Below are 19,283 nucleotides of genomic sequence, written 5' to 3'. Positions count from 1 at the left end.
GTCTGCGGGCCACCGCTGCTGGATGCCGAACTCGAGGTGTTGTTCGCCGAGGTGGACGAGATCCTTTGTGAAGCTTTGGCTCCCGCGCGATGTCCACCGGCGCCGTCACGCCTGGCTTCTGCCCACAAGGGGGTGACCGGGCCGCGGCACTCATCGGAAGGGGCCGCCCCGCGCGGCCGAGTCCCCGCGCGCCGTCCGCACCCGCGTGAGCGCGGACCTCCGCGGGGGAAGAGGTATCCAGTCGGTGCCCCCGGAAAAGACGAGCACAGCGAAAGGCAGGTGATGCTCCGGACCGATCGAACCGTCACGTCACTCTCTTCCGACGCGGGCCCGGCACCCGGCGTCCCGGGCCCGCAGCTCCCACCCCCCGCGCCAGGCTTTCCCATGACAAGCGGTAGTCGCCCGCCGTCCGTCGTCTCTGGATTCGTTCGAGTACGGCCCATGGCAGTGCCAGGAGCTGCGCCGATGCGCCCTCCTCGGGGTCACGACGGGCCGGAACGGAGGTCATTGTTTTCTCGGGGCTCAGGGTGCGAACCGTGCGGTATTCCGGGTTCCCATGTTTCGTCGCGAGCGGCCCGGGCATCTCAGCACGTGCGGGCTTCGGCGTGAGGCCCCGATCGGTTACTGCGCTATTCGACCCAGTCGTCCGCGGCGAACGGAGCCGGCAGTGAAGATCGCCATGGTGTCCGAGCACGCAGGCCCGCTGGGCGCGGCCGGATGGACAGGGTCGGATACCGGTCCGCCACAGCCCGCCACGCCCGCAACAGTCGCCGGACTGCGCATGGCGTCGGGAGACGCGTTGGAGCGGAATTGATGGCGGCGGCCGATCCGCTCGTCGTGATCGGCGACGCGCTGCTCGACATCGACGTCGACGGTCGCGCCGACCGGTGCAGCCCGAATTCCGTGGCTCCTGTCGTCGACGTCGTACACCGGACGTTTCGTCCCGGTGGAGCGGGACTAGCGGCCCGGCTCGCTGCCACGGGGGAGCGGGAAGTCGTTCTCATCGCCGGGTTCGGTTCCGACGAGGCGGCTGCCCGGCTGCGCGGACTGCTGGACGGCCACGTCCGGGTCATCGCGCTGCCCCTGCGCGGTTCGACGGTCTGCAAGCAGCGCGTGCGAGCGATCGGCCCGTGGGCCGCCCCGAACGGGCACGCCAAGACCAAGGAGTCCCGGCGGCAGGTCCTGATCACCAGGATCGATTCCGGTACGGGGCGACTCGGCACGGACCCGCTGCCCGAGGCCGCGCACGCCGTGCTCGCGGCGGCGCACGCCGTCCTGGTCTCGGACTACGGTCGCGGCGCCGCGACCCACCCGCAGATCCGCGCGCTGCTGCGCGCCCACGCCGCTCACGTCCCGGTGGTCTGGGATCCCCATCCGCACGGATCCGTCCCGATCCCGGGCGCGGCTCTGGTCACCCCGAGTCGCTCGGAAGCGCTCGCCCTGCTGTCCGGTCGGCTCGACGACGGGCCGGACCTGTGGAAACTCGCCAAAGGGTGGGCCGTGCAGGCGATCGCGGTGACCCTCGGATCGGAGGGCGCACTGATGTGCCTGCGCGCGTCGGGTAAACGCCTGCGCATCCCGCTTCCGGCCGCGGCCAAGGCGCCCGAGGGCAGCGACGCCTGCGGTGCGGGCGACAGTTTCGCCGTCGCCGCGGCAGCCCACTTAGGCGCGGGCAGCGGACCTGAAAGCGCGGTGCGCCGCGCGGTACTCGCGGCGGCCGAGTTCGTCGGCTCCGGTGCCGCCGCGGCGTTCTCGGAATCGGAGCCGGCCGCGGTTTCCGGAGTGCCTGCCGCCTGGGGTGATCCGGGGACGTGACACTCGCCTCGCTATTCGGGCTCGGAACCTGCTGAACACCGCGCATCCGGCGCGACGGCTCGGATCACGCGCAAGGTGAATCGGGAGTCACGCCGTGGGTCGGCGCTGTCTTCCGGGCTCGAAAGCCTTTGGATCGAGCGGTTACCCCGTATTACGAATTCCGGGGTGGGCTCGTTTGCCGGGCGTTGTCGCGGGCTTATCGCGCCCGCGCGGGACATGGATGACATACTGGCTAGTGGGTCCCTGGTTGCCGCCACGATGTGCGCGTGCGCCGGCCGTTGAGTCAACAGCGGAATCTCGGCCCGACGCGCCCGCGTCCGCGTGATTCCATCGAGGGATGGCATCGGTTCGCGGACCCGTTGCGGCCGCAAGCCCCTTGTACCTCGGAGAGGCACTGCATCCATGACTCGGCATATGGAGCCCCGCACGTCCGTCTTGACCACCACCGGTTCGGCCCCGTCCGAGCAGCCTGCGGTCGGAAGCTTCCGGTTCTGGTTCGCCACCCGTCGGTGGGAATGGTCCGCTGAGGTCTATCGCATGCACGGCTACCGGCCCGGCGAGATCGAGCCGACCACAGAGCTGTTGCTCGCGCACAAACACCCCGACGACCGCACGCACGTGGCCGAGACCATCACACGCGCCATCGATCACGGCGAACCCTTCTCGAGCAGGCATCGGTTCATCGACTTATCCGGCCAGGAACACACCGTGCTCGTCGTCGCCGACCGGATCCTGGACGACGCGGAAACCGCGGTAGGTACCTCCGGCTTCTACGTCGACCTCTCCGACACCCTCGCCGAGGCGCACGAAGCCATGCTGGCCGCGACGCTGCCGGGACTCTACGAAAACCGCGCCGTGATCGAGCAGGCCAAGGGCGTGCTCATGCGTATCTATCAGATCAGCGCCGAGCAAGCGTTCCAAGTTCTGCGCTGGCGTTCGCAGGAAACCAACACCAAGCTGCGGGCGCTCGCCCAGCAGTTGATCACGGAGCTTCTCCTCGTGCCGCCGCCACCGCCGGACCTGGTCGCCGCGTTCGACCACATCCTGCTCACCGTCCACCACCGCATACCCCGCGACTGACCATCCAGAGCGACAGGCAGCCGGAACGTTGCGGGGCATTTCGTTTTTCGGACCGACGCCCCGGGTGACTTCGTCTATCGCACTGACACCCCCGGCGCTCCCTGCCAGGCTCGAAGTTGCGGTCTTGTGCCGATACCAGCCGCCGGAGGTGCTCATGACCTGTCAGAACCGCGTGGAAGGCATCCGAACCGGCGAAGGCCTGATCCTCGTCACACACGGCGAACTCGATGCGGCGACGGCCGAGGAATGCTTCACGTCGATGACCGAGATCGTCGAAAAATACTGCGACACAACGCCGGTCCCCCTTCCGGTGGTGATCGACCTGTGCGGGGTGCGTTTTCTGTCCTGCGCGGGCGTGCGCGTGGTGCTGCGGTTGGCGGGATGGGGTGCGCGAGCGGGCGTACCGGTCGGCATGACCGTGCCGGATGAGGCGCCCGTGCGGCGCGTCCTGGACCTGCTGGCGGTGCAGCAGAGCGTTCCGGTCATGGCGTGCCGCCCGGCGCCGGCGATGCACGGCATCGACCAGCCGCGCGTATGCGGGTCATCCGCGGCCGCCGCGGACGAGGCGGCGGGGCGGGCGGACGGTGAGCAGCGGCCGCATCCCGCGAACGCACATGCACACCGCTCGACCATCCGAAAAACGAACAACACCGCCCACGAACGCTTGACGCAACGGTAGGGCGGTACTCGGCGACCGTCGCCTCGTCGGCCATCGCACGAGCGCGTCGACCGTTGGAAAAAGGGGAATCGAGGAAGCTCATGTCACTGGCGACCGCGAACCACAGGACCGCCACGCCCCGCCGGTCCCGGCGTGGAACCGACAGTTACGACGGAATCGAACCGTGGCTCGAGAAATTGCACGCGTTGGCCGAGAACGACCCCGGACGCCCGCGGCTGCGGGAAGAGATCATGCGCCGGTGCCTGCCGCTGGCCGAGCATATCGCCCGTCGCTTCGTCGGTCGCGGGGAGAATTATGACGATCTGTACCAGATCGCCGCCGTGGGTTTGGTGCTCGCGGTCGACCGTTTCGACCCGGCACGGGGACCGTCGTTCCTGTCGTTCGCGGTCCCCACGATCATGGGGGAGGTGCGCCGCCACTTCCGGGACCACAGCTGGGCGGTGCGGGTCCCGCGCCGGATCAAGGAGATCCAGCTGACCATCGGCCCGGCCGTGGAGCGGCTGTCCCAACGTCTGGGACGAATGCCCACCGCGCTGGAGATCGCCGTGGAGCTGAACATCGACCTGACCGAAGTCACCCAAGCGCTGCTGGCGGCTAACGCCTACTCCACGAACTCCATCGATGCCGTCGTCGATGACGACGACACCGGCGGCGCGGCGGTTCGGGTCGCGGAGACGTTCGGCGAGGAGGACCCCTCCTACGATCTGACCGATGAAGCGCTCGCGGTCGCCCCATTGCTGGCCGAACTGCCCGAGCGCGAGCGGCGCCTACTGCGCATGCGTTTCTTCGAAGGATGTACGCAAGCCCAGATCGCCGCCGCGCTCGGCGTCTCACAGATGCACATCTCGCGCGTCCTGTCGCGGACGCTCGCCGAGCTTCGAGAGCGCGCTCTGCGTGACTGATCGCGGCTGCCCCCGCGGTGCGCTCGGCCGCGATCACCGCGAGCCACGGCGCGCGGGATCACGCCTGGAGCGTCGTATGGGGGAATCGGCCGTACGCGTCGCGGTAGGCGGTCGCGAACCGTCCCGGATGGGCGAAGCCCCACGCCGCGGCGATCGAGGTCACGGTGTGACCGTCCTCGGGTGAGCAATCGCGCAGCTGTTCGTGCGCCCCGCGTAACCGAAGGCGCCGCAGGTACGCCATGGGTGTGCTGTCGAGATGGCGACGGAACGCCAGTTGCAGCGCACGGACGGTGACATAAGCGGCGGCGGCGATGTCGGCGACGGTGATGTCGTCGCGGACGTGCGATTCGAGGTACGCCAGCGCCCGCCGCACCGTCTCGGGGTGGGCGTCGTTGCGGTCGCGCGCAGTCGGATCGGTGTGTGCCGTGCTGGGGAGAGCGTGCAGCACGCTGGCGGCTAGGTACTGCGCGGCAGTGGAGGCGACCAGCGGTTGTTCGTTCACCCTGCGGTCGATGGCGAGACCGCGTATGTGCTCGAGCACGTTCGACAGGTGCCGCGCGGCGGCCGGGGAGACCGGCCGATGACCTGTCAGCCGGATCGGTTCCAGGTCGTGGTCCGGGGCCGAGGCGGCGACCTGCGTCAGCAGAGCGGGATCGAACATCGTGATGCTGTAACGGGCGTGGTGGACCACTCCGGAATACGGCAGATCCGGTGGCGTGAGCAGCCCGATGTCGCCCGCCTGGAAGTAGTCGGTGGCGCCGTCGACGTGATTCTCTTCGATCATCCCCGTGGTCACCTGGCACAGGCATATCTTGCCCAGCGGCTGGGCGTCGTAGTTCATGTCGAAGCTCAACTCGAGCTCGTCCAGGCTGACCGGGCCGAGCAGCTTCCGGGTGATGTTCGTCCGGACCGGTACCCCCGTGCTGTTGCCGATCCGCATCTTGGTGTAGTTCAGATTGAGGAAGTCCTCGGTAGCACCGAGACTGTCGCTGTGGAAGGTGACTGATTCCATCGATGCGACGCTCCTGCTCTCTCGAATACGGCATCCCGTCCGGCACCTCGTAGGGTCTGTCGAGCCACTTTGCTCGGCGTACGGACTGGTCACAACCGTTGATCCGGTGGCAGGTCAGCGGCTGCGGTCGTCACCACAGGATGCGAAAGCCGATCCGGACATACCGCTGTGACGTGTACCCGCTTCATCGAGGTTCATTCGTCGGCCTTCTTCCACTCTACGGCGCGCGTTCGCATCGAGCCGAGCCTGTGGCGCATCCGGCGTCCGCCACCGGCCCGCACGAGTCTCGGGAGTGTTTCGTCCTTGCCCGAGCGGCCACCCTGAGCACGAGGGGTGCGGTTCGCCCCATCACTGGAAACCGTCCGAAGAGACGAGGGAGGTCCTATGGTTTCGCGGGACACGATCGCGCAATTGCGTCAAGACATCACCACCGCCGAGGACACGGGCGACGAAGCCAACGCCGAGCGTCTGCGTGGCGAACTCGCCGAAGCGATTCGGGAAGCGGGCAAGGACACCGAGACCGATCAGCGGTGACGAATCCGTGGCCGCGCGGGCCGGCGGCGCACCATGCCGCCGGCCCGCGCGCCGGTCACCCGGCGCTCTCCGGCCCGACGGCCTCGGCGAGTTCCTTGCGGTGACGCAGCAGCTCGGGATGGTCGGCGCTCAGCTCGCCCATCAGGTCGGCCAGTCCGTCGGCGATCGCGTTGAGTTTCTGCTGGATGGCGTCGGAGCGGCTCTGCGTGTTCTGTAGCAGTGCGACGAGCAGGAACGTGATGATCATCGTCGCGGTGTTGATGACCATCTGCCAGGTTTCGACGCTCGGCAGGACGAAGATCGTCGGCGCCCAATTCCTCTCGAACCTGTTGCCGCAGTTGGTCATTCGTCGGGATCGTCGCGCGGCGGCAGATACGGTTCGGCATCTTCCGGATGGCCGTGTGCGATGTTGCGCGCACGCGCCAGTTCGGCATCCAGTTCCGCGCCCAGCAGGACCGCGATATTCGAGATCCACAGCCACACGAGGAAGACCACGACGCCACCCAGGGAACCGTAGACCCGATTGTAGGAACCGAAGTGGCCGACGTAGAACGCGAATCCCCAGGACGCCCCCGCCCACAGCAGGACGGCCAGCGCACTACCGGGGGTCAGCCACCGGAATCCCGGCTGCCGCACATTCGGCGCCGCCCAGTACAGCAGGGCGAAAACCAGGCTGATCAGTGCCATCATCACCGGCCACTTGGCGAGGCCCCAGATGGCGATCGTGGCCTGCGCGAGTCCGAGCCACCCGCCGATCCGGTCGGCGAGTGAACCGCTGACGACGACGCCCACCGTGCAGACGCCGAGCAGGACCACCACCGCGGCGGTCAGGGCTACCCGCACCGGCACGGTCTTCCAGATCGGGCGCCCTTCCTGGATGTCGTAGATGGCGTTGGTCGCGCGCATGAACGCGCCGATGTAGGCCGACGCGGTCCACAGCGCCGACGCCAACCCGAGCAGCGCCAACGGCCCGGCCGGGGCTTGCGCTTCCTGGATCTCGTTCACCGCGTCGACCAGCAGATCCGTTCCGCTGCCCGGTCCGATCTCGCGGATGGTGTCGACCAGTGCCCGCGTGTCGTTGCGTCCGAGCATGCCCAACCCGGCGGTCATGACGATCAGTCCCGGAAACAGCGACAGCACACTGTAATACGTCAGCGCCGCGGCCCAGTCGGTCAGATTGTCCCGCTGGAACTCGCCGACCGACCGCTTGATCACGCCCCACCACGATCGTCCCGGCAGATCCGCCGGCCCGCGCAGCCTGCGTCGCGCCGCGAACCCATTCTTCAAGTCTTGCACCTCACCGATCACCTCCCGACGCCTACCACCACCTCCCGCTGGCGCGCGGATACCCGCCTTATGGGCCGCGAAACCGTCTCCGCGCCCGAGGTGTTCGCGGCTCCCGGCTTGTTCCCGGGGCGGCGCGCAATGCCCGCGACGTCGGAAAATCCGTTGTTCCCGGCACCGGGGGACCGTAACGTCGTTTCGGTTTGCCCACCGATCGACCGAAGGAGATTTCATCGTGGAACCCGTCACCGAACGCGACATCAGGTCGTCGTTCGTCAACTGTTCGAAAGGAGACGCCAAGCGGTTGCCCGTGCCCAGGGACCTGGGCGAGCGGCCCTGGGCGGATCTGGACTTCCTGGGCTGGAGTGATCCGTCCTTTCCGGGACGCGGGTACCTGGTCGTCCCGCAGGACGACCGCCTGGTCGGCGTCGCCCTGCGGTATGCCACCGGCGGCACCGGACGCGCGCAGATGTGCGCGATCTGCCTGACCACCCACACCGGCGGCGGGGTCTCGCTGATGACCGCGCACAAAGCAGGCGAGTCCGGGCGCAGGGGTAACTCGGTCGGCACCTACATGTGCACCGATCTCGCCTGCTCGCTGTACGCGCGGAACAAGAAGCGACCCGCGCTCGGAAGCAGGTACCGCGAGGACCTCACGCCCGAGGAAAAGGTCGAGCGAGTCCGCGACAACCTGAACACGTTCCTCGCGAAGCTCTACGCCTGATCCCTTTGCCCATCCCGGCAGCCGACGCGCTGCCATCCGAACGGAGGTAGATGCCATGTGCCGACACTCGAGGACCGCACGCTCGAGCCGCCCGAACCAGCCCACAGCGCAACGGATCTCGGGATGGCCGTGATTCCTCGCCGGTCGAGTCGGCCCGGATCGGCCGGACCGTCCCGTCCGGCGAGGAGTCACGGCTTCGGGTACCGAGCCCGCTAGCCGGTCGAGTCGTGATCCGTGGGTTCCCACACCGCACGCAGGCTGGGTGCGCCGGGGACCAGATCGGGCAGATCGGGCACCGCTTCGGCTTCGGCGACGAGCGGAGCGATGATCGCCGCGTGCTGGTCTCGGGCCAGCCGCGCCGCCTGCCTGCCCGCTTCGGTGACCGAACGGCCGAGCTGTTCCGGTGTGCTCCGCAGTGCCGCCGCGGCGAAGCGCACATCGACGAGGACGCCCGCCGCGTCCACGGTCACCTCAACCAGGCTGTCCGCCGACTCGGCTGTGCAGCGCACGGCGGCCAGCTTTTCGCGCACCTCCGACAGGTGAGTGCGCTGCTCGGCGAGCGCGTCCAGAATGTGGTCCACCTGGTTGCGGATTCCGCCGTTGGCGGAGCGCAGCCCGTCGCGTTCCCAGCGATCCACCGGCGCCGACCTCCTCGGGTTCACCTCACTCCCGAACCGCAGCTGCGCGATCCGAGTCGTCACCGGGACGACTCGCGGCCGGGAACGAGGCAAGAAATTGTCCGGCACTCGGGGCGCGGCCGCGGCGCGCACATCCCTCTGCTGGGAATGGTCAGGCCGGCGAGTTCTCGGTCTCGTGCACCGTCAGCCAGCGAACGCCACCGGGATCCTCGGTCGTCAGAACGGCGGTCACCCGGCGATGCGTGGTGCCGCCGGGCGCCCGGTGCGTCTCCAGGAACCGCACGACCGCGATGCCGCCGGATCGCTGGAGCTCTTCGACCTCGGACACCTCGATGGTGAGGCCGGGCACGGCGTTGCGCGCACCCCGCAGACCCGCCAGCAACGCGTTGCGCCCCAGCACTTCACCACCGGTGGTCACCATGCTGAACCGCTCGTGCTGCGCCGCCGCGAACCGCTCGAACACCTCGTCCGGCGCCGCCGACCCGAGCCACGCCGCGAGGTCGGCATGCAAGCGTTCGACCACATCGGCCAGATCCACACCCATTCGCGCATCGTACGCACGCTGCGATCGCCCCCTCTGCGAGCCGGATCGCGATCCGCCGGGTCGGCGCAGATCAACCGGTGCCACGGGTCCGTGGTTCGAAGTCCGGTCTCACGGACGTTCTCGGTGGGCTCGGACCGCAGCGAGCGGTAGCGTCGGCGGAATGAAGATTCGTGGAGCGGTCCTGGAGCGGATCGCGGCGCCCGCGCCGTTCGCCGAGTCGGCCCCGATCACCGTGTGTGATCTGGAACTACGCGAGCCGGGGCCGGGAGAACTGCTGGTCCGGATCGAGGCGGCGGGGCTGTGTCATTCGGACCTGTCCGTGGTGGACGGAAACCGGGTCCGCCCGGTGCCCATGCTGCTGGGCCACGAGGCCGCCGGGGAGGTGGAAGCGGTCGGTCCCGGCGGCGGCGATATCGCGGTCGGGCAGCGCGTGGTCATGACCTTCCTGCCGCGGTGTGGCGAATGCGCCGGGTGCGCGACCGACGGCCGCACGCCCTGTGTGCCCGGCAGCATCGCCAACAATGCGGGCGAGTTGCTCAACGGCGGGCGGCGATTGTCCCGCGACGGCGCCGAGGTGCACCACCACCTGGGTGTTTCCGCTTTCGCCACGCACGCGGTGGTGGATCGCAGGTCGGTGGTGCCGGTCGACGACGACGTGCCCGCCGAGATCGCCGCCGTCCTCGGCTGCGCGGTGCTGACCGGCGGTGGCGCTCTGCTGAATTCGGCGCGACCGGGCACCGGGGACCGGATCATGGTCGTCGGTCTGGGTGGCGTCGGTATGGCGGCGGTGCTGGTCGCGGTGTCGCTCGCCGCGGCAGGGCACGAAGTGATCGCGGTCGACACCGTGCCGGACAAGCTCGCTCTCGCCCGGGAGCTGGGTGCGCACGCTGCCTATACCCCGGCCGAGATCGCCGAACTCGGTGTGCAGGCCGAGGTGGTGGTGGAGGCCGCGGGCAACGTCCGCGCCTTCGAGACCGCCGTCGCGGCGACCGCGCCCGGCGGTACGACGGTCACCGTCGGGCTGCCCGCCCCGGACGCCCGTGCCGCCATTTCTCCGCTGGCCTTGGTCGCTCAAGGCCGTTCCGTCGTCGGCAGCTACCTCGGCTCCGCGGTGCCATCCCGGGACATTCCCGAGTACGTCCGCATGTGGCGGGCGGGACGCCTGCCGGTGGAGCGGCTGGTCTCGGCGCACGTCGGGCTCGACGAAATCAACCGCGCCATGGACGAACTCGCCGCGGGGCACGCCTTGCGCCAGGTCATCGTCTTCGACTGACCCGGCCTGTCGCCGGCGATCGTTCAGCCCGCGGGCCGGTCCATCGCGTCGACGAATCGTTCGAGCAGACGGGCGAAGTCGGCGCGCTCCGCCGGCGTCCAGTCGGCCATGGCGGCGGCCATGGTCGTGCGCCTGCCCTTTCTGGCTTCGGCCACCGCCCGGTTACCGGCGGCGGTGAGGCGCAGGACCGAACGCCGACCGTCGCGCTGATCGGCGACGCGTTCCAGCAGGCCGGCGGAAACCGCCTGCGCCACCAGGCGACTCGCCCTGGGCTGATCGACGCTGAGCGCCGGAGCGAGTGCGCCGACCGTGGCGGCCGAGCCGTCGGCGACGGCGTCCAGTACACGGAACACAGCGACGGGAATCGCGCCGTCGCTCAGCGCACCGCGCGTCTGCCTGCGCCGGATTCGGACCATCGCCGCTTCCACGGCGACGGTGATCGCATCGTGGTCGTCCATGACTCCACTCTGTCATGCTCGAAATATATATGTAAGATCACATGTGATTGTAGATAGACATGTATAGGAGTGGTGATGGCCATCCAGCGCGGTATCGGTTACTGGCTCGTGGAACTCGATCGGTTGATCAACCAGCGCTTCGACGAAGACCTCGCGTCGGGCGGGTTGAGTCGCAGACGCTGGCAGAGTCTGCACTCGCTGGCCGACGGACCGCAGCGCGCCGACGATATCCGCGACGCGCTCGACACCTTCTGGGCCGACGACTCCGAATGGCCCACCGAACTGGCCGAACTCGTGGCCGCCGGCCTGGTCTCCGACGACGCGGGTGTGCTGTCGCTGACCGAGCGGGGCCGCGTCACGCACGAGGCGGCCTTCGTCCGGATCGCCCAGCGCAGGCGGCAGATGGCGGAGGGCATCGCCGACGAGCAATTCGCCGAGGTGCTGCGGTTGCTGCAGAAGATGGCCGCGAATCTCGCGGGTGCGCCGAACCCGGAGGCCGGTGAACCGCAGGCGGCGCGATGAACGCCGGGCCCGGCCGGGCGGCGGAGGGATCGCGCTCGACCGGGCCCATTAGGCTGATCCCGACCGGAAACGGAACGAGGAGGTGCGGTGGCCATTCGGGTCGGAGTGCTCGGAGCGCGTGGCAAAGTCGGACAGGCGATCTGCGCGGCGGTGACGGCGGCGGAGGATCTGGAACTGGTCGCCGCCGTCGACAAGGACGATTCGCTCGAGGCGTTCACCGCGGCGGACACGCAGGTGGTCGTCGACTTCACCCACCCGGACGTGGTGATGGGGAATCTGGAGTTCCTGGTGGAACACGGCATCCACGCGGTGGTCGGCACCACCGGATTCGACGAGGCCCGGTTGACGCAGGTGCGCGGTTGGCTGGCCGGTCGCCCGGATGTCGGTGTGCTGATCGCGCCGAATTTCGCCATCGGCGCGGTGCTGTCCATGCGATTCGCCGAGCAGGCCGCCCGCTTCTTCGAATCGGTGGAGGTCATCGAACTGCACCACCCCAACAAGGCGGACGCGCCCTCCGGCACCGCCTACCGCACGGCAGGCCTGATCGCCGCCGCCCGGGACAAGGCGGGCCTCAACCGCAGTCCCGACGCGACGACGACCGAACTGGAGGGTGCGCGCGGCGCCGACGTGGACGGAGTGCGGGTGCACTCCGTGCGCCTGGCCGGTCTGGTCGCCCATCAGGAGGTGCTGTTCGGCACCCAGGGTGAGACGCTCACCATCCGGCACGACTCCATCGACCGCTCGTCGTTCGCCCCAGGCGTGCTGCTCGGCGTGCGAGAGATCGCCAACCGCCCTGGTCTCACCGTCGGACTCGACCCGTTCCTGGACCTGTGATCGCGCGGCGGCCTGGCACGGCGCCCGTCGGAGCGCGCCCGTGAGCGGCTCGGACCGGGCCGATCGGAAGGGCGGCGGGGAAGTCCTCAAGGTCGTCGCACTGATCGCGGCCCTCATCCTGGTGCTCGGCTTCTACTTCCTGCTGCTCGGCCGGATCGCGTTCGGCTTGATCGGTTCCGGCGACGTGGCGGCGATCGTGATCGGCGTCGGCGTGCTGATCCTGCCGCTGCTGGGGGTCTGGATCGTCGTGGCCACCGTGCGCGCGGCCCTGGCGCATCAGCACCTGGCGCGGCGCATCCACGACGAGGGCCTCGAGCTCGACACCGCCGATCTGCCGCGCCTGCCCTCCGGTCGCATCGAACGCGCGGCGGCCGACGAACTGTTCGCCACGGTCAAGGCGGAGTGGGAGGCCGACCCGGACAACTGGCGCGTCTCCTACCGCCTCGCGCGCGCCTACGACTACGCGGGGGACCGCACCAGAGCCCGCGAGACCATGCGCCGCGCGGTCGCGCTGGAACGGCACGAGCGCGACACCGCCTGACCGCCGCGCGGGCCGATACTATCGCGGGGTGGCCCGGTTGCTGATCATCCATCACACGCCGTCCCCGCATATGCAGGCGATGTTCGAGGCCGTCGTCGCCGGGGCCACCGACCCGGAGATCGAAGGCGTGGAGGTGGTGCGCCGCGCCGCGCTGGCCGTCACCGCCTCCGACGTGCTCGCCGCCGACGGCTTCCTGCTGGGCAGTCCGGCGAACCTCGGATACATGAGCGGCGCGCTCAAGCACGCGTTCGACACGTTCTACTATCCGTGCCTCGACTCCACGCGCGGTCGTCCGTATGGCCTGTACCTGCACGGCAACGAAGGCACCGAAGGCGCCGAGCGCGGGGTGGTGAGCGTCACGACCGGACTGGGCTGGGAACAGGCCGCCGCCGCGGTGGTGATCTCCGGTCCGCCCGCCAAGGAAGACCTGCGGCGGTGCTGGGAGCTGGGGGCCACCCTGGCGGCCGGGCTCATGGCCTGAGCACCCCCGAATTCTGGTGTCTGACCATGGCGCACCATCGACCGGCATACTGTCTGCGGTTGTTGTCGCGGTGGGGATGTTTACGAGTAGCTCGGGATGGGAGAGCCAGGTGACCTGGGCCGAAGGGAACGAGAACACCCCGCGCCGAATCGGATTGGTCGAGGACCACGAATCGGTCGCCATCGGTCTCGCCGCGATGCTCGCGCCGGAAACCGATCTCGATCTGGTGCTGACGGCGGGCACCGTGCCGGAATTGCTCGCCGCCGCCGACGGCGCGCCGAAGCTGGACCTGGTGGTGCTGGACCTGCGGCTGGCCGACGGGTCCTCGCCCGAGGACAACGTGCGCGCCCTGCGTAGCCGCGGTATCGAGGTGCTGGTCTTCACCGGCGCGGACAACGCCTTCCTGGTGCGCGCCGCCGCGCGCGCCGGGGTGCTGGGCGTGGTGCGCAAATCCGAGGACGTGCCGACCGTCGTCGCCGCCGTACGCCGTGCGGCCGGCGGCGAGCAGGTGGTGACCACCGATTGGGCCGCCGCCATCGACGGCGATCCGCAACTGTCCGATGTGGGCCTGAGCCCGCGTCAGGAGGAAGTGCTCACCCTGTACGCGTCCGGGGAGAAAGCCTCCAGGGTCGCGCGGTTGACCGGTTTGTCCGAGCAGACGGTCAACGACTATCTCGGCCGCATCCGCCAGAAGTACGCCGACGCCGGTCGTCCCGCGCCGACCAAAACCGACCTGTACAAGCGGGCGGTCGAGGACGGCTGGCTGCCGGTTCCCGAGCGGCATCCGCGCGGATGATCGCGTCCAGCATGCTGGACACCAAGTCGCGTTCTCGCTCCCTCCCGCTCGACCGGTTCCGTGCGAACCGCTGGCGTCGCGGAGTCATCGCGCTGTCCGGGGAGAAAGCTTCCGAGGGCGCCGCCGACCGCATCTTGCGCAGATTCGGCCTGGCCATCGGCATCGCCGGGGTGATCGCCGCGGTCGTCGAGCTGCCCGAGATCGCCGACCAGAGCCGCTTCGTGCCGGTCCGGTGGACGGTGGTCGAGGTGGCGCTGGCGTTCGGACTGTTCCCGGTGCTCGCGATCGTCTCGTTCGGCATGAGCAGGCGGATGATCCAGCGGGTCGCCGGCGCGGCGGCGGTGAGTTTCCTCGCGGCCATGGCGGTGGTTCCGCTGGCGTATGCCGTGCCGGACGCCGAAGGGGCGTCGGTGTGGTTGTACCGGGTGCTGGCGCTCGGCGTCCTCGCGGCGGTGCTCGCTTGGCGACCGCCGCTCGCCGTGGCGTACCTGGTGGTGGGCGCGGCGTTCAGCGCGCTGGCGAATCTGGTCGTGCTGCGGGAGACCACCGCGCTCGCGCTGCTCGGCGACTTCGCCAGGGCCGCCGGATTGAGCGCGCTGTTCCTGTGGTGCGTGATCTATGCCAGGGCGGCGGCCGTGCGAGTGGATCGTGAGTCGGCGATCGAGAGCAGCCGCGCGGCGGCGGTCGCGGGCGCGGCGGCCCGGGAGCGGGAACGTGCGCGCTTCGCCGCGCTGATCCACGACGCGGTGCTGTCCACCTTGCTGGACGCCTCGCGAGCGGGGACCGAATCACCGGTACTGCGCCGCCAGGCCGAACGGACCCTGGAACAGCTCGACGAGTGCCGGGTGGCCGGGTACGAACCCGACCGCTTGGACGCGCAGTCCGCGATCGGGTTCCTCCGCTCCGCCGTGCACGAGGTGAATCCCGGCATCCGGTTCACCACGCGACGCTGGCCCGGGTTCGACGATCTGCATCTGCCGGTGGACGCCGCGAGCACGATCGCGGCCGCGCTGGCCGAGGCCGTGCGCAACAGTCTGCGGCACGCCACCGTCGCCGGGCGCGAAGTGCGCCGGACCGTCACGGTGACGATCAGCGCGGGTGGGATTCGCGTGGTGTTCCGGGACGACGGAGCGGGTTTCGACCTGAGTGAGGTGCCGGTCGATCGGCTCGGCATCTCGGTGAGCATCCTGGGCCGCATGCGTCAGCTGGCCGGCGGCGCCGGCTTCGTGGAATCGGAGCCGGGCGAGGGAACGACCGTGACGCTGGTGTGGGGCGGAAATGGCTGAGCGGGAGGCCGAATTCGGGCTGCGGGATCTGCTCGGGCTGCGGGACCGCGCGGCCTGGCTGTTCCTGGTCGTTCTCGAAGCGACCATCGTGCTGTACATGATCCGGAACTTCTCCGAATCGCCGGTGGCCGCCGCCGTCGCGGCACTGGTCGTGCTCGCGCTGGCCGGCGTCGTGGTGCTGGTGGCGCCGACCGATCCGCTGCCCTGGCCCGCGACCGTGTTCGTCGCCGCCTCCGGGCCGCTGGCCACGACCCTGACCTCGTTCGATGTCGAACACGGCTGGTCGAAGCAGGTGTGGACGGCGTTCGCCGCCTCGTATGTGCTCGCCGTGCTGGTGCTGCGCGGACGCTCGGCCGCGGCCTGGCTCGGCGTCGCAGGCATCGGCGTGGTGATCGCCGTGGTCGGTGTGGTGGCCGGCCTGCGGGTGGGCGTCGTCGTCGGTTCGATCGTGCCGGTCGCCACGGTCGCGGGGGTCTCCCTGTTCGCGGCGATCATGCGGCCCACCCAGCGTTCGCTGCGGCTGCTGCGCGAGGAGGCCGCCATGCGCGCCGCCGCCGAGGCCTCGATGGCCGCGGAGAACTCCGAACGCACCCGTCAGCTGGCTCGGCTCGACGCGGTGGCGCGCCCGATCCTGGAACGCATCGCCGACGGGGAGGACCTCACCGCCGCGGAGCGCGAACAGTGCAGGCTCCTGGAAGCCGAACTGCGCGACGGCCTGCGGGCCCCGCAGCTGGCCACCGACCAGCTCAGCAGCGCCGCCCGCGGAGCCCGCTCCCGCGGCGTCGAGGTGATCCTGCTCGACGACGGCGGTTTCACCGGCGTCCCGCATCGGGTGCGCCGGCAAGTGATCGACGCGGCCACCCGGGAACTGGACGCCGCGAACGACGGCTCGGTCACCGTCCGCATCCTCCCGACCGGCCGCCGCATCCTGGCCACCGTCCTGGCCACCGCGTCGGACCGGGACCGCCGCACCGAGATCGACACCACCGGCGCGGTGACGGTCTCGACCTGACGGCGCGATCGTGATGTCGGTGCCTCGTGGCATGGTTGCCAGTCATGCGGAAGATGGGTACGGCGGCGGCGCGGCGAACGGCGCTGGCGGCGCAGGGTTTCGGGGTGCGCCGACCCGGGCGGACGACGCGGCGGACGGTGCTCGGGGTCTTGGACAGGACCCAGCTGCTGCAACTGGATTCGGTGTCGGCGGTGGTGCGGGCGCATTACGCGCCGGTGTTCAGCCGGATCGGTCCCTACGATCGCACCCTGCTGGATCAGGCCGCGTGGAGCAACGGCGCGCGGCGGCCGCGGGCACTCGTCGAGTACTGGGCGCACGAGGCCGCGCTCATCCCAGTCGAGGACTGGCCGCTGTTGCGCTGGCGGATGCGGCGGTACGAGCACGGGCGTTGGTCCGGTATGCGCAAGGTGGTCGAGCGCAATCCGACCCTGGGCAAGGACATCCTGGACGTGATCACCGCGGTGGGCCCGGCCACCGCGGGTGAGGTGGAGCGCCACCTGGAGTTGGACAAGCCGCGGCCGAAGGGCTCCTGGTGGAACCTCAGCGATACGAAGATGATCTGCGAACAACTGTTCGCGGCGGGCGCGCTGTCGGTGGCCACCCGGGTGGGCTTCACCAGGCACTACGACCTGACCGAGCGGGTGCTGCCCGCGGATGTGCTGGCGCGCGAGGTCGCCGAGCAGGACGCTGTCCGTGAGCTGGTGCTTCGCGCGGCCACCGCGCACGGCATCGGCACGGAAGCGGACCTGCGCGACTATTACCGTCTCCATCGCAGCCAGACCGAGCCCGCCATCGCCGATCTGGTCGACGCGGGTGAGTTGATCGCGGTGGAGGTACCGGGCTGGGGGAAACCGGCCTATCTGCGGGCGGGCGCCGCGACACCGCGGCGGATCGAAGGCGCCGCCCTGCTGTGCCCGTTCGACCCGCTGATCTTCTTCCGCGCCCGCACGGAACGGATTTTCGACTTCCACTACCGCATCGAGATCTACACCCCGGAACACAAACGGGTGCACGGCTATTACGTCTTCCCGTTCCTGCTCGACGGTGAACTCGTCGGCCGGGTCGACCTGCGCGCGGAACGCGCGAACGGACGGTTGTGGGTGCCCGCCGCGTTCGCCGAGCCCGGATACGACACTCCCGCCACCGCGCACGCCCTCGGTGGCGCGCTGCGCGAACTGGCCGATTGGCTCGAACTGGACGAGGTCGCCATCGGCGACCGCGGCAATCTGGCCGCGTTGCTGTAGCGCGACTGGGTCAGATGTCGCGTTTGGGCCCGTAGCCGCGCATCTGGTCGCGCAAGGCCCCGTGCACCGCGCTGGACAGCCACGAGTTCAGGGACTGACCGCTCTGTGCGGCAGCCTCTTCCGCGCGCGCCTTCATCTGCTCCACCAGCCGCAGCGTGACCCGGCTGATGTCTCCGGTCATCTCCTCGAAGGTGGGGTGCTCGTCGCCCACCGTGCTCTTGCGCACATCGATGGAAGCGTCCGTGCCGTCGATCGACACATGCACCGTACGGTCGCCTAGCGCGGCGCTGACCTCGGCGGCGAGGTCCGACAGCGCGGCGAGCAGGACCAAGCGGGCCGAGCCTTCGGTGGCCGCGGCCAGGGCCGCGGCCGTGGCCTGCGTCTTCTCGTCGCCGAGCGCCGCGGCGGCGATCAGGTCCTCGCGCAGCCGACTGGTGTACTTGTTCAAATCCATGACATCAGTGTGACGTCATAGATGATGTCTAGCAAGGGCGGGTGTGACAGCAGTGCGCCGTCGTCGATATGGATTCGCGTCTGTGTTGCGGCCTGATCGCCGACGACGGTGTCGAGGGCGTGTCCCAGACCGGGTAGCCTTTCTGACCATGACGAACGGTGAATCGACGCCAACGGAGCTGCGTGCGTCCGGCACGGTAGGTGTCGCGATGGTGACCCCCTTCAGTGCCGACGGCAAGCTCGACGTCGATGCCGGGGTCGCGCTCGCGGCCCGCCTGATCGACCGCGGCGTCGACCTGCTCGCGATCTCGGGAACCACCGGTGAATCGCCGACCACCACCGAATCGGAGAAAGCGGATCTGCTGCGCGCCGTCGTCGATGCCGTGGGCGAGCGCGCGACCGTGATCGCGGGCGCGGGCACCTACGACACCGCGCACTCGATCGAACTCGCGCGCAACGCGCAGCGCGCGGGTGCACACGGTTTGCTCGTGGTGACGCCCTACTACTCCCGGCCCTCCCAGGAGGGGCTGATCGCTCACTTCACCGCCGTCGCGGATGCCACCGACCTGCCGGTGACCTTGTACGACATCCCCGGGCGGTCGGTGGTGCCGATCGCCAGTGACACCATCCGCAAGCTCGCCGAGCACCCGCGCATCGTCGCGGTCAAGGACGCCAAGGGCGACCTGAACATGGGCGCCGAACTCATCGCGAGCACCGGCCTGACGTTCTACTCCGGCGACGATGCGCTCAACCTGCCGTGGCTGTCGGTCGGCGCGGCCGGATTCATCAGCGTCATCGGACATCTCGCGCCCGAACGGTTGCGCGCATTGCTGGAAGCGTATACGGCGGGCGAGGTCGTGCGCGCCCGCGAGATCAACACCACGCTGCTGCCGTTGCACGCCGCGATGGCCAGGCTGGGCGGTGTCGCGATGAGCAAGGGTGGCCTGCGGCTGCTCGGCGTGGAGGTCGGGGAGCCACGGTTGCCCCAGCTGATGCCGACCGGTGAGCAATTGGAAGCGCTCGCCGCCGACCTGCGCTCGGCGGGGGTGCTCTCGTGAGCGAGTCTCTATCCCGTCGCCGCCGCAGCGCCTCCCGCCCCGCGGGAGCGCCCGCTCCCTCCGCGGCACCGGCCGAGCAGCGGACGCCTGCCACGTCGCCGGAGGCCGCCGCG

At 69.7% G+C, this 19,283-nt stretch carries 22 protein-coding genes and 1 pseudogene; 16 read left to right on the top strand and 7 right to left on the bottom strand.

Going from position 1 to position 19,283, the window contains the following annotated elements:
* The first annotated feature begins 813 nt into the window (after positions 1–813).
* From NA8_RS28430 to NA8_RS28415, 4 genes are all read left to right on the top strand, one after another.
* Positions 814–1,815 carry a PfkB family carbohydrate kinase gene (locus NA8_RS28430; RefSeq protein ID WP_063053412.1) on the top strand — a complete coding sequence of 334 codons (1,002 nt, stop codon included), beginning with the start codon at positions 814–816 and terminating at the stop codon, positions 1,813–1,815.
* 402 nt (positions 1,816–2,217) lie between these two features.
* Positions 2,218–2,895, top strand: a complete 678-nt coding sequence (locus tag NA8_RS28425) for a PAS and ANTAR domain-containing protein (protein ID WP_369690271.1) — start codon at positions 2,218–2,220, stop codon at positions 2,893–2,895.
* A gap of 154 nt (positions 2,896–3,049) precedes the next feature.
* A complete protein-coding gene (locus tag NA8_RS28420) occupies positions 3,050–3,574 on the top strand; it encodes an STAS domain-containing protein (RefSeq protein WP_063053410.1) in 525 nt (174 codons plus the stop codon).
* Positions 3,575–3,654: 80 nt separating this feature from the next.
* Positions 3,655–4,476 (top strand): SigB/SigF/SigG family RNA polymerase sigma factor, encoded by an 822-nt coding sequence (locus tag NA8_RS28415; protein WP_063053409.1) that lies wholly within the window; start codon positions 3,655–3,657, stop codon positions 4,474–4,476.
* 58 nt (positions 4,477–4,534) lie between these two features.
* Here NA8_RS28415 and NA8_RS28410 read toward each other — a convergent pair whose 3' ends face one another.
* Positions 4,535–5,488 carry a helix-turn-helix transcriptional regulator gene (locus tag NA8_RS28410; RefSeq protein WP_063053408.1) on the bottom strand — a complete coding sequence of 318 codons (954 nt, stop codon included), beginning with the start codon at positions 5,486–5,488 and terminating at the stop codon, positions 4,535–4,537.
* A gap of 384 nt (positions 5,489–5,872) precedes the next feature.
* On the opposite strand from NA8_RS28410, the gene NA8_RS34130 reads away from it, so the two are divergent.
* On the top strand, positions 5,873–6,022 hold the full coding sequence (locus NA8_RS34130; RefSeq protein ID WP_157106969.1) for a hypothetical protein: 150 nt from the start codon (positions 5,873–5,875) through the stop codon (positions 6,020–6,022).
* 55 nt (positions 6,023–6,077) lie between these two features.
* Here NA8_RS34130 and NA8_RS28405 read toward each other — a convergent pair.
* Together NA8_RS28405 and NA8_RS28400 are read right to left on the bottom strand one after the other, a co-directional pair.
* Positions 6,078–6,335 (bottom strand): annotated as a pseudogene (locus NA8_RS28405) (low affinity iron permease family protein); the annotation flags it as partial.
* 29 nt (positions 6,336–6,364) lie between these two features.
* Positions 6,365–7,309: a YihY/virulence factor BrkB family protein gene (locus NA8_RS28400; RefSeq protein ID WP_245664043.1), complete on the bottom strand. Its 945-nt coding sequence runs from the start codon at positions 7,307–7,309 to the stop codon at positions 6,365–6,367.
* A 232-nt stretch (positions 7,310–7,541) separates the two neighbouring features.
* Here NA8_RS28400 and NA8_RS28395 point away from each other — a divergent pair, with 232 nt between their 5' ends.
* A complete protein-coding gene (locus tag NA8_RS28395) occupies positions 7,542–8,030 on the top strand; it encodes an FBP domain-containing protein (protein ID WP_063053405.1) in 489 nt (162 codons plus the stop codon).
* 212 nt (positions 8,031–8,242) lie between these two features.
* Here NA8_RS28395 and NA8_RS28390 read toward each other — a convergent pair whose 3' ends face one another.
* Both NA8_RS28390 and NA8_RS28385 read right to left on the bottom strand, forming a co-directional pair.
* Positions 8,243–8,668 (bottom strand): YbaB/EbfC family nucleoid-associated protein, encoded by a 426-nt coding sequence (locus NA8_RS28390; protein WP_169810576.1) that lies wholly within the window; start codon positions 8,666–8,668, stop codon positions 8,243–8,245.
* A gap of 151 nt (positions 8,669–8,819) precedes the next feature.
* A complete protein-coding gene (locus NA8_RS28385; protein ID WP_063053403.1) occupies positions 8,820–9,212 on the bottom strand; it encodes a DUF4440 domain-containing protein in 393 nt (130 codons plus the stop codon).
* 160 nt (positions 9,213–9,372) lie between these two features.
* On the opposite strand from NA8_RS28385, the gene NA8_RS28380 reads away from it, so the two are divergent.
* Positions 9,373–10,485, top strand: a complete 1,113-nt coding sequence (locus tag NA8_RS28380) for an alcohol dehydrogenase catalytic domain-containing protein (RefSeq protein ID WP_063053402.1) — start codon at positions 9,373–9,375, stop codon at positions 10,483–10,485.
* Positions 10,486–10,508: 23 nt separating this feature from the next.
* Here NA8_RS28380 and NA8_RS28375 read toward each other — a convergent pair whose 3' ends face one another.
* Positions 10,509–10,943, bottom strand: coding sequence for a MarR family winged helix-turn-helix transcriptional regulator (locus NA8_RS28375; protein WP_063053401.1), 435 nt, complete (start codon positions 10,941–10,943; stop codon positions 10,509–10,511).
* Positions 10,944–11,018: 75 nt separating this feature from the next.
* On the opposite strand from NA8_RS28375, the gene NA8_RS28370 reads away from it, so the two are divergent.
* The 8 genes from NA8_RS28370 to NA8_RS28335 all read left to right on the top strand — a co-directional run bounded on the left by NA8_RS28370 (position 11,019) and on the right by NA8_RS28335 (position 17,659).
* Entirely contained in the window at positions 11,019–11,465 is a 447-nt protein-coding gene (locus NA8_RS28370; protein ID WP_157106968.1) for a MarR family winged helix-turn-helix transcriptional regulator, read from the top strand.
* A gap of 87 nt (positions 11,466–11,552) precedes the next feature.
* Positions 11,553–12,299: a 4-hydroxy-tetrahydrodipicolinate reductase gene (gene dapB / locus NA8_RS28365; RefSeq protein ID WP_063053399.1), complete on the top strand. Its 747-nt coding sequence runs from the start codon at positions 11,553–11,555 to the stop codon at positions 12,297–12,299.
* A gap of 40 nt (positions 12,300–12,339) precedes the next feature.
* Positions 12,340–12,840: a hypothetical protein gene (locus NA8_RS28360; RefSeq protein ID WP_063053398.1), complete on the top strand. Its 501-nt coding sequence runs from the start codon at positions 12,340–12,342 to the stop codon at positions 12,838–12,840.
* A 28-nt stretch (positions 12,841–12,868) separates the two neighbouring features.
* A complete protein-coding gene (locus tag NA8_RS28355; RefSeq protein ID WP_169810575.1) occupies positions 12,869–13,321 on the top strand; it encodes a flavodoxin family protein in 453 nt (150 codons plus the stop codon).
* A gap of 76 nt (positions 13,322–13,397) precedes the next feature.
* Positions 13,398–14,117, top strand: coding sequence for a DNA-binding response regulator (locus tag NA8_RS28350; protein ID WP_063053397.1), 720 nt, complete (start codon positions 13,398–13,400; stop codon positions 14,115–14,117).
* An 11-nt stretch (positions 14,118–14,128) separates the two neighbouring features.
* The gene (locus NA8_RS28345; protein ID WP_245664041.1) at positions 14,129–15,403 is read left to right on the top strand and encodes an ATP-binding protein; all 1,275 of its coding nucleotides are present in this window, start codon (positions 14,129–14,131) and stop codon (positions 15,401–15,403) included.
* A complete protein-coding gene (locus NA8_RS28340; protein ID WP_063053395.1) occupies positions 15,396–16,415 on the top strand; it encodes a DUF8320 family protein in 1,020 nt (339 codons plus the stop codon). Before NA8_RS28345 ends, NA8_RS28340 begins: the two co-directional genes overlap by 8 nt.
* 44 nt (positions 16,416–16,459) lie before the next feature.
* Positions 16,460–17,659, top strand: a complete 1,200-nt coding sequence (locus NA8_RS28335; protein ID WP_063053394.1) for a winged helix-turn-helix domain-containing protein — start codon at positions 16,460–16,462, stop codon at positions 17,657–17,659.
* Positions 17,660–17,669: 10 nt separating this feature from the next.
* Here NA8_RS28335 and NA8_RS28330 read toward each other — a convergent pair whose 3' ends face one another.
* Positions 17,670–18,113, bottom strand: a complete 444-nt coding sequence (locus tag NA8_RS28330) for a hypothetical protein (protein ID WP_063053393.1) — start codon at positions 18,111–18,113, stop codon at positions 17,670–17,672.
* Between the two features lie 148 nt (positions 18,114–18,261).
* On the opposite strand from NA8_RS28330, the gene dapA reads away from it, so the two are divergent.
* Complete coding sequence (dapA, locus tag NA8_RS28325) at positions 18,262–19,170, top strand: 4-hydroxy-tetrahydrodipicolinate synthase (protein WP_040868050.1); 909 nt, start codon at positions 18,262–18,264, stop codon at positions 19,168–19,170.
* Positions 19,171–19,283 lie beyond the last annotated feature (113 nt).

The sequence above is a fragment of the Nocardia arthritidis NBRC 100137 genome (assembly GCF_001612765.1).
Taxonomy (GTDB): Bacteria; Actinomycetota; Actinomycetes; order Mycobacteriales; family Mycobacteriaceae; genus Nocardia; species Nocardia arthritidis.
Note: the sequence above shows the minus strand (reverse complement) of the source record. Positions and strands in the feature narration are given on the sequence as shown.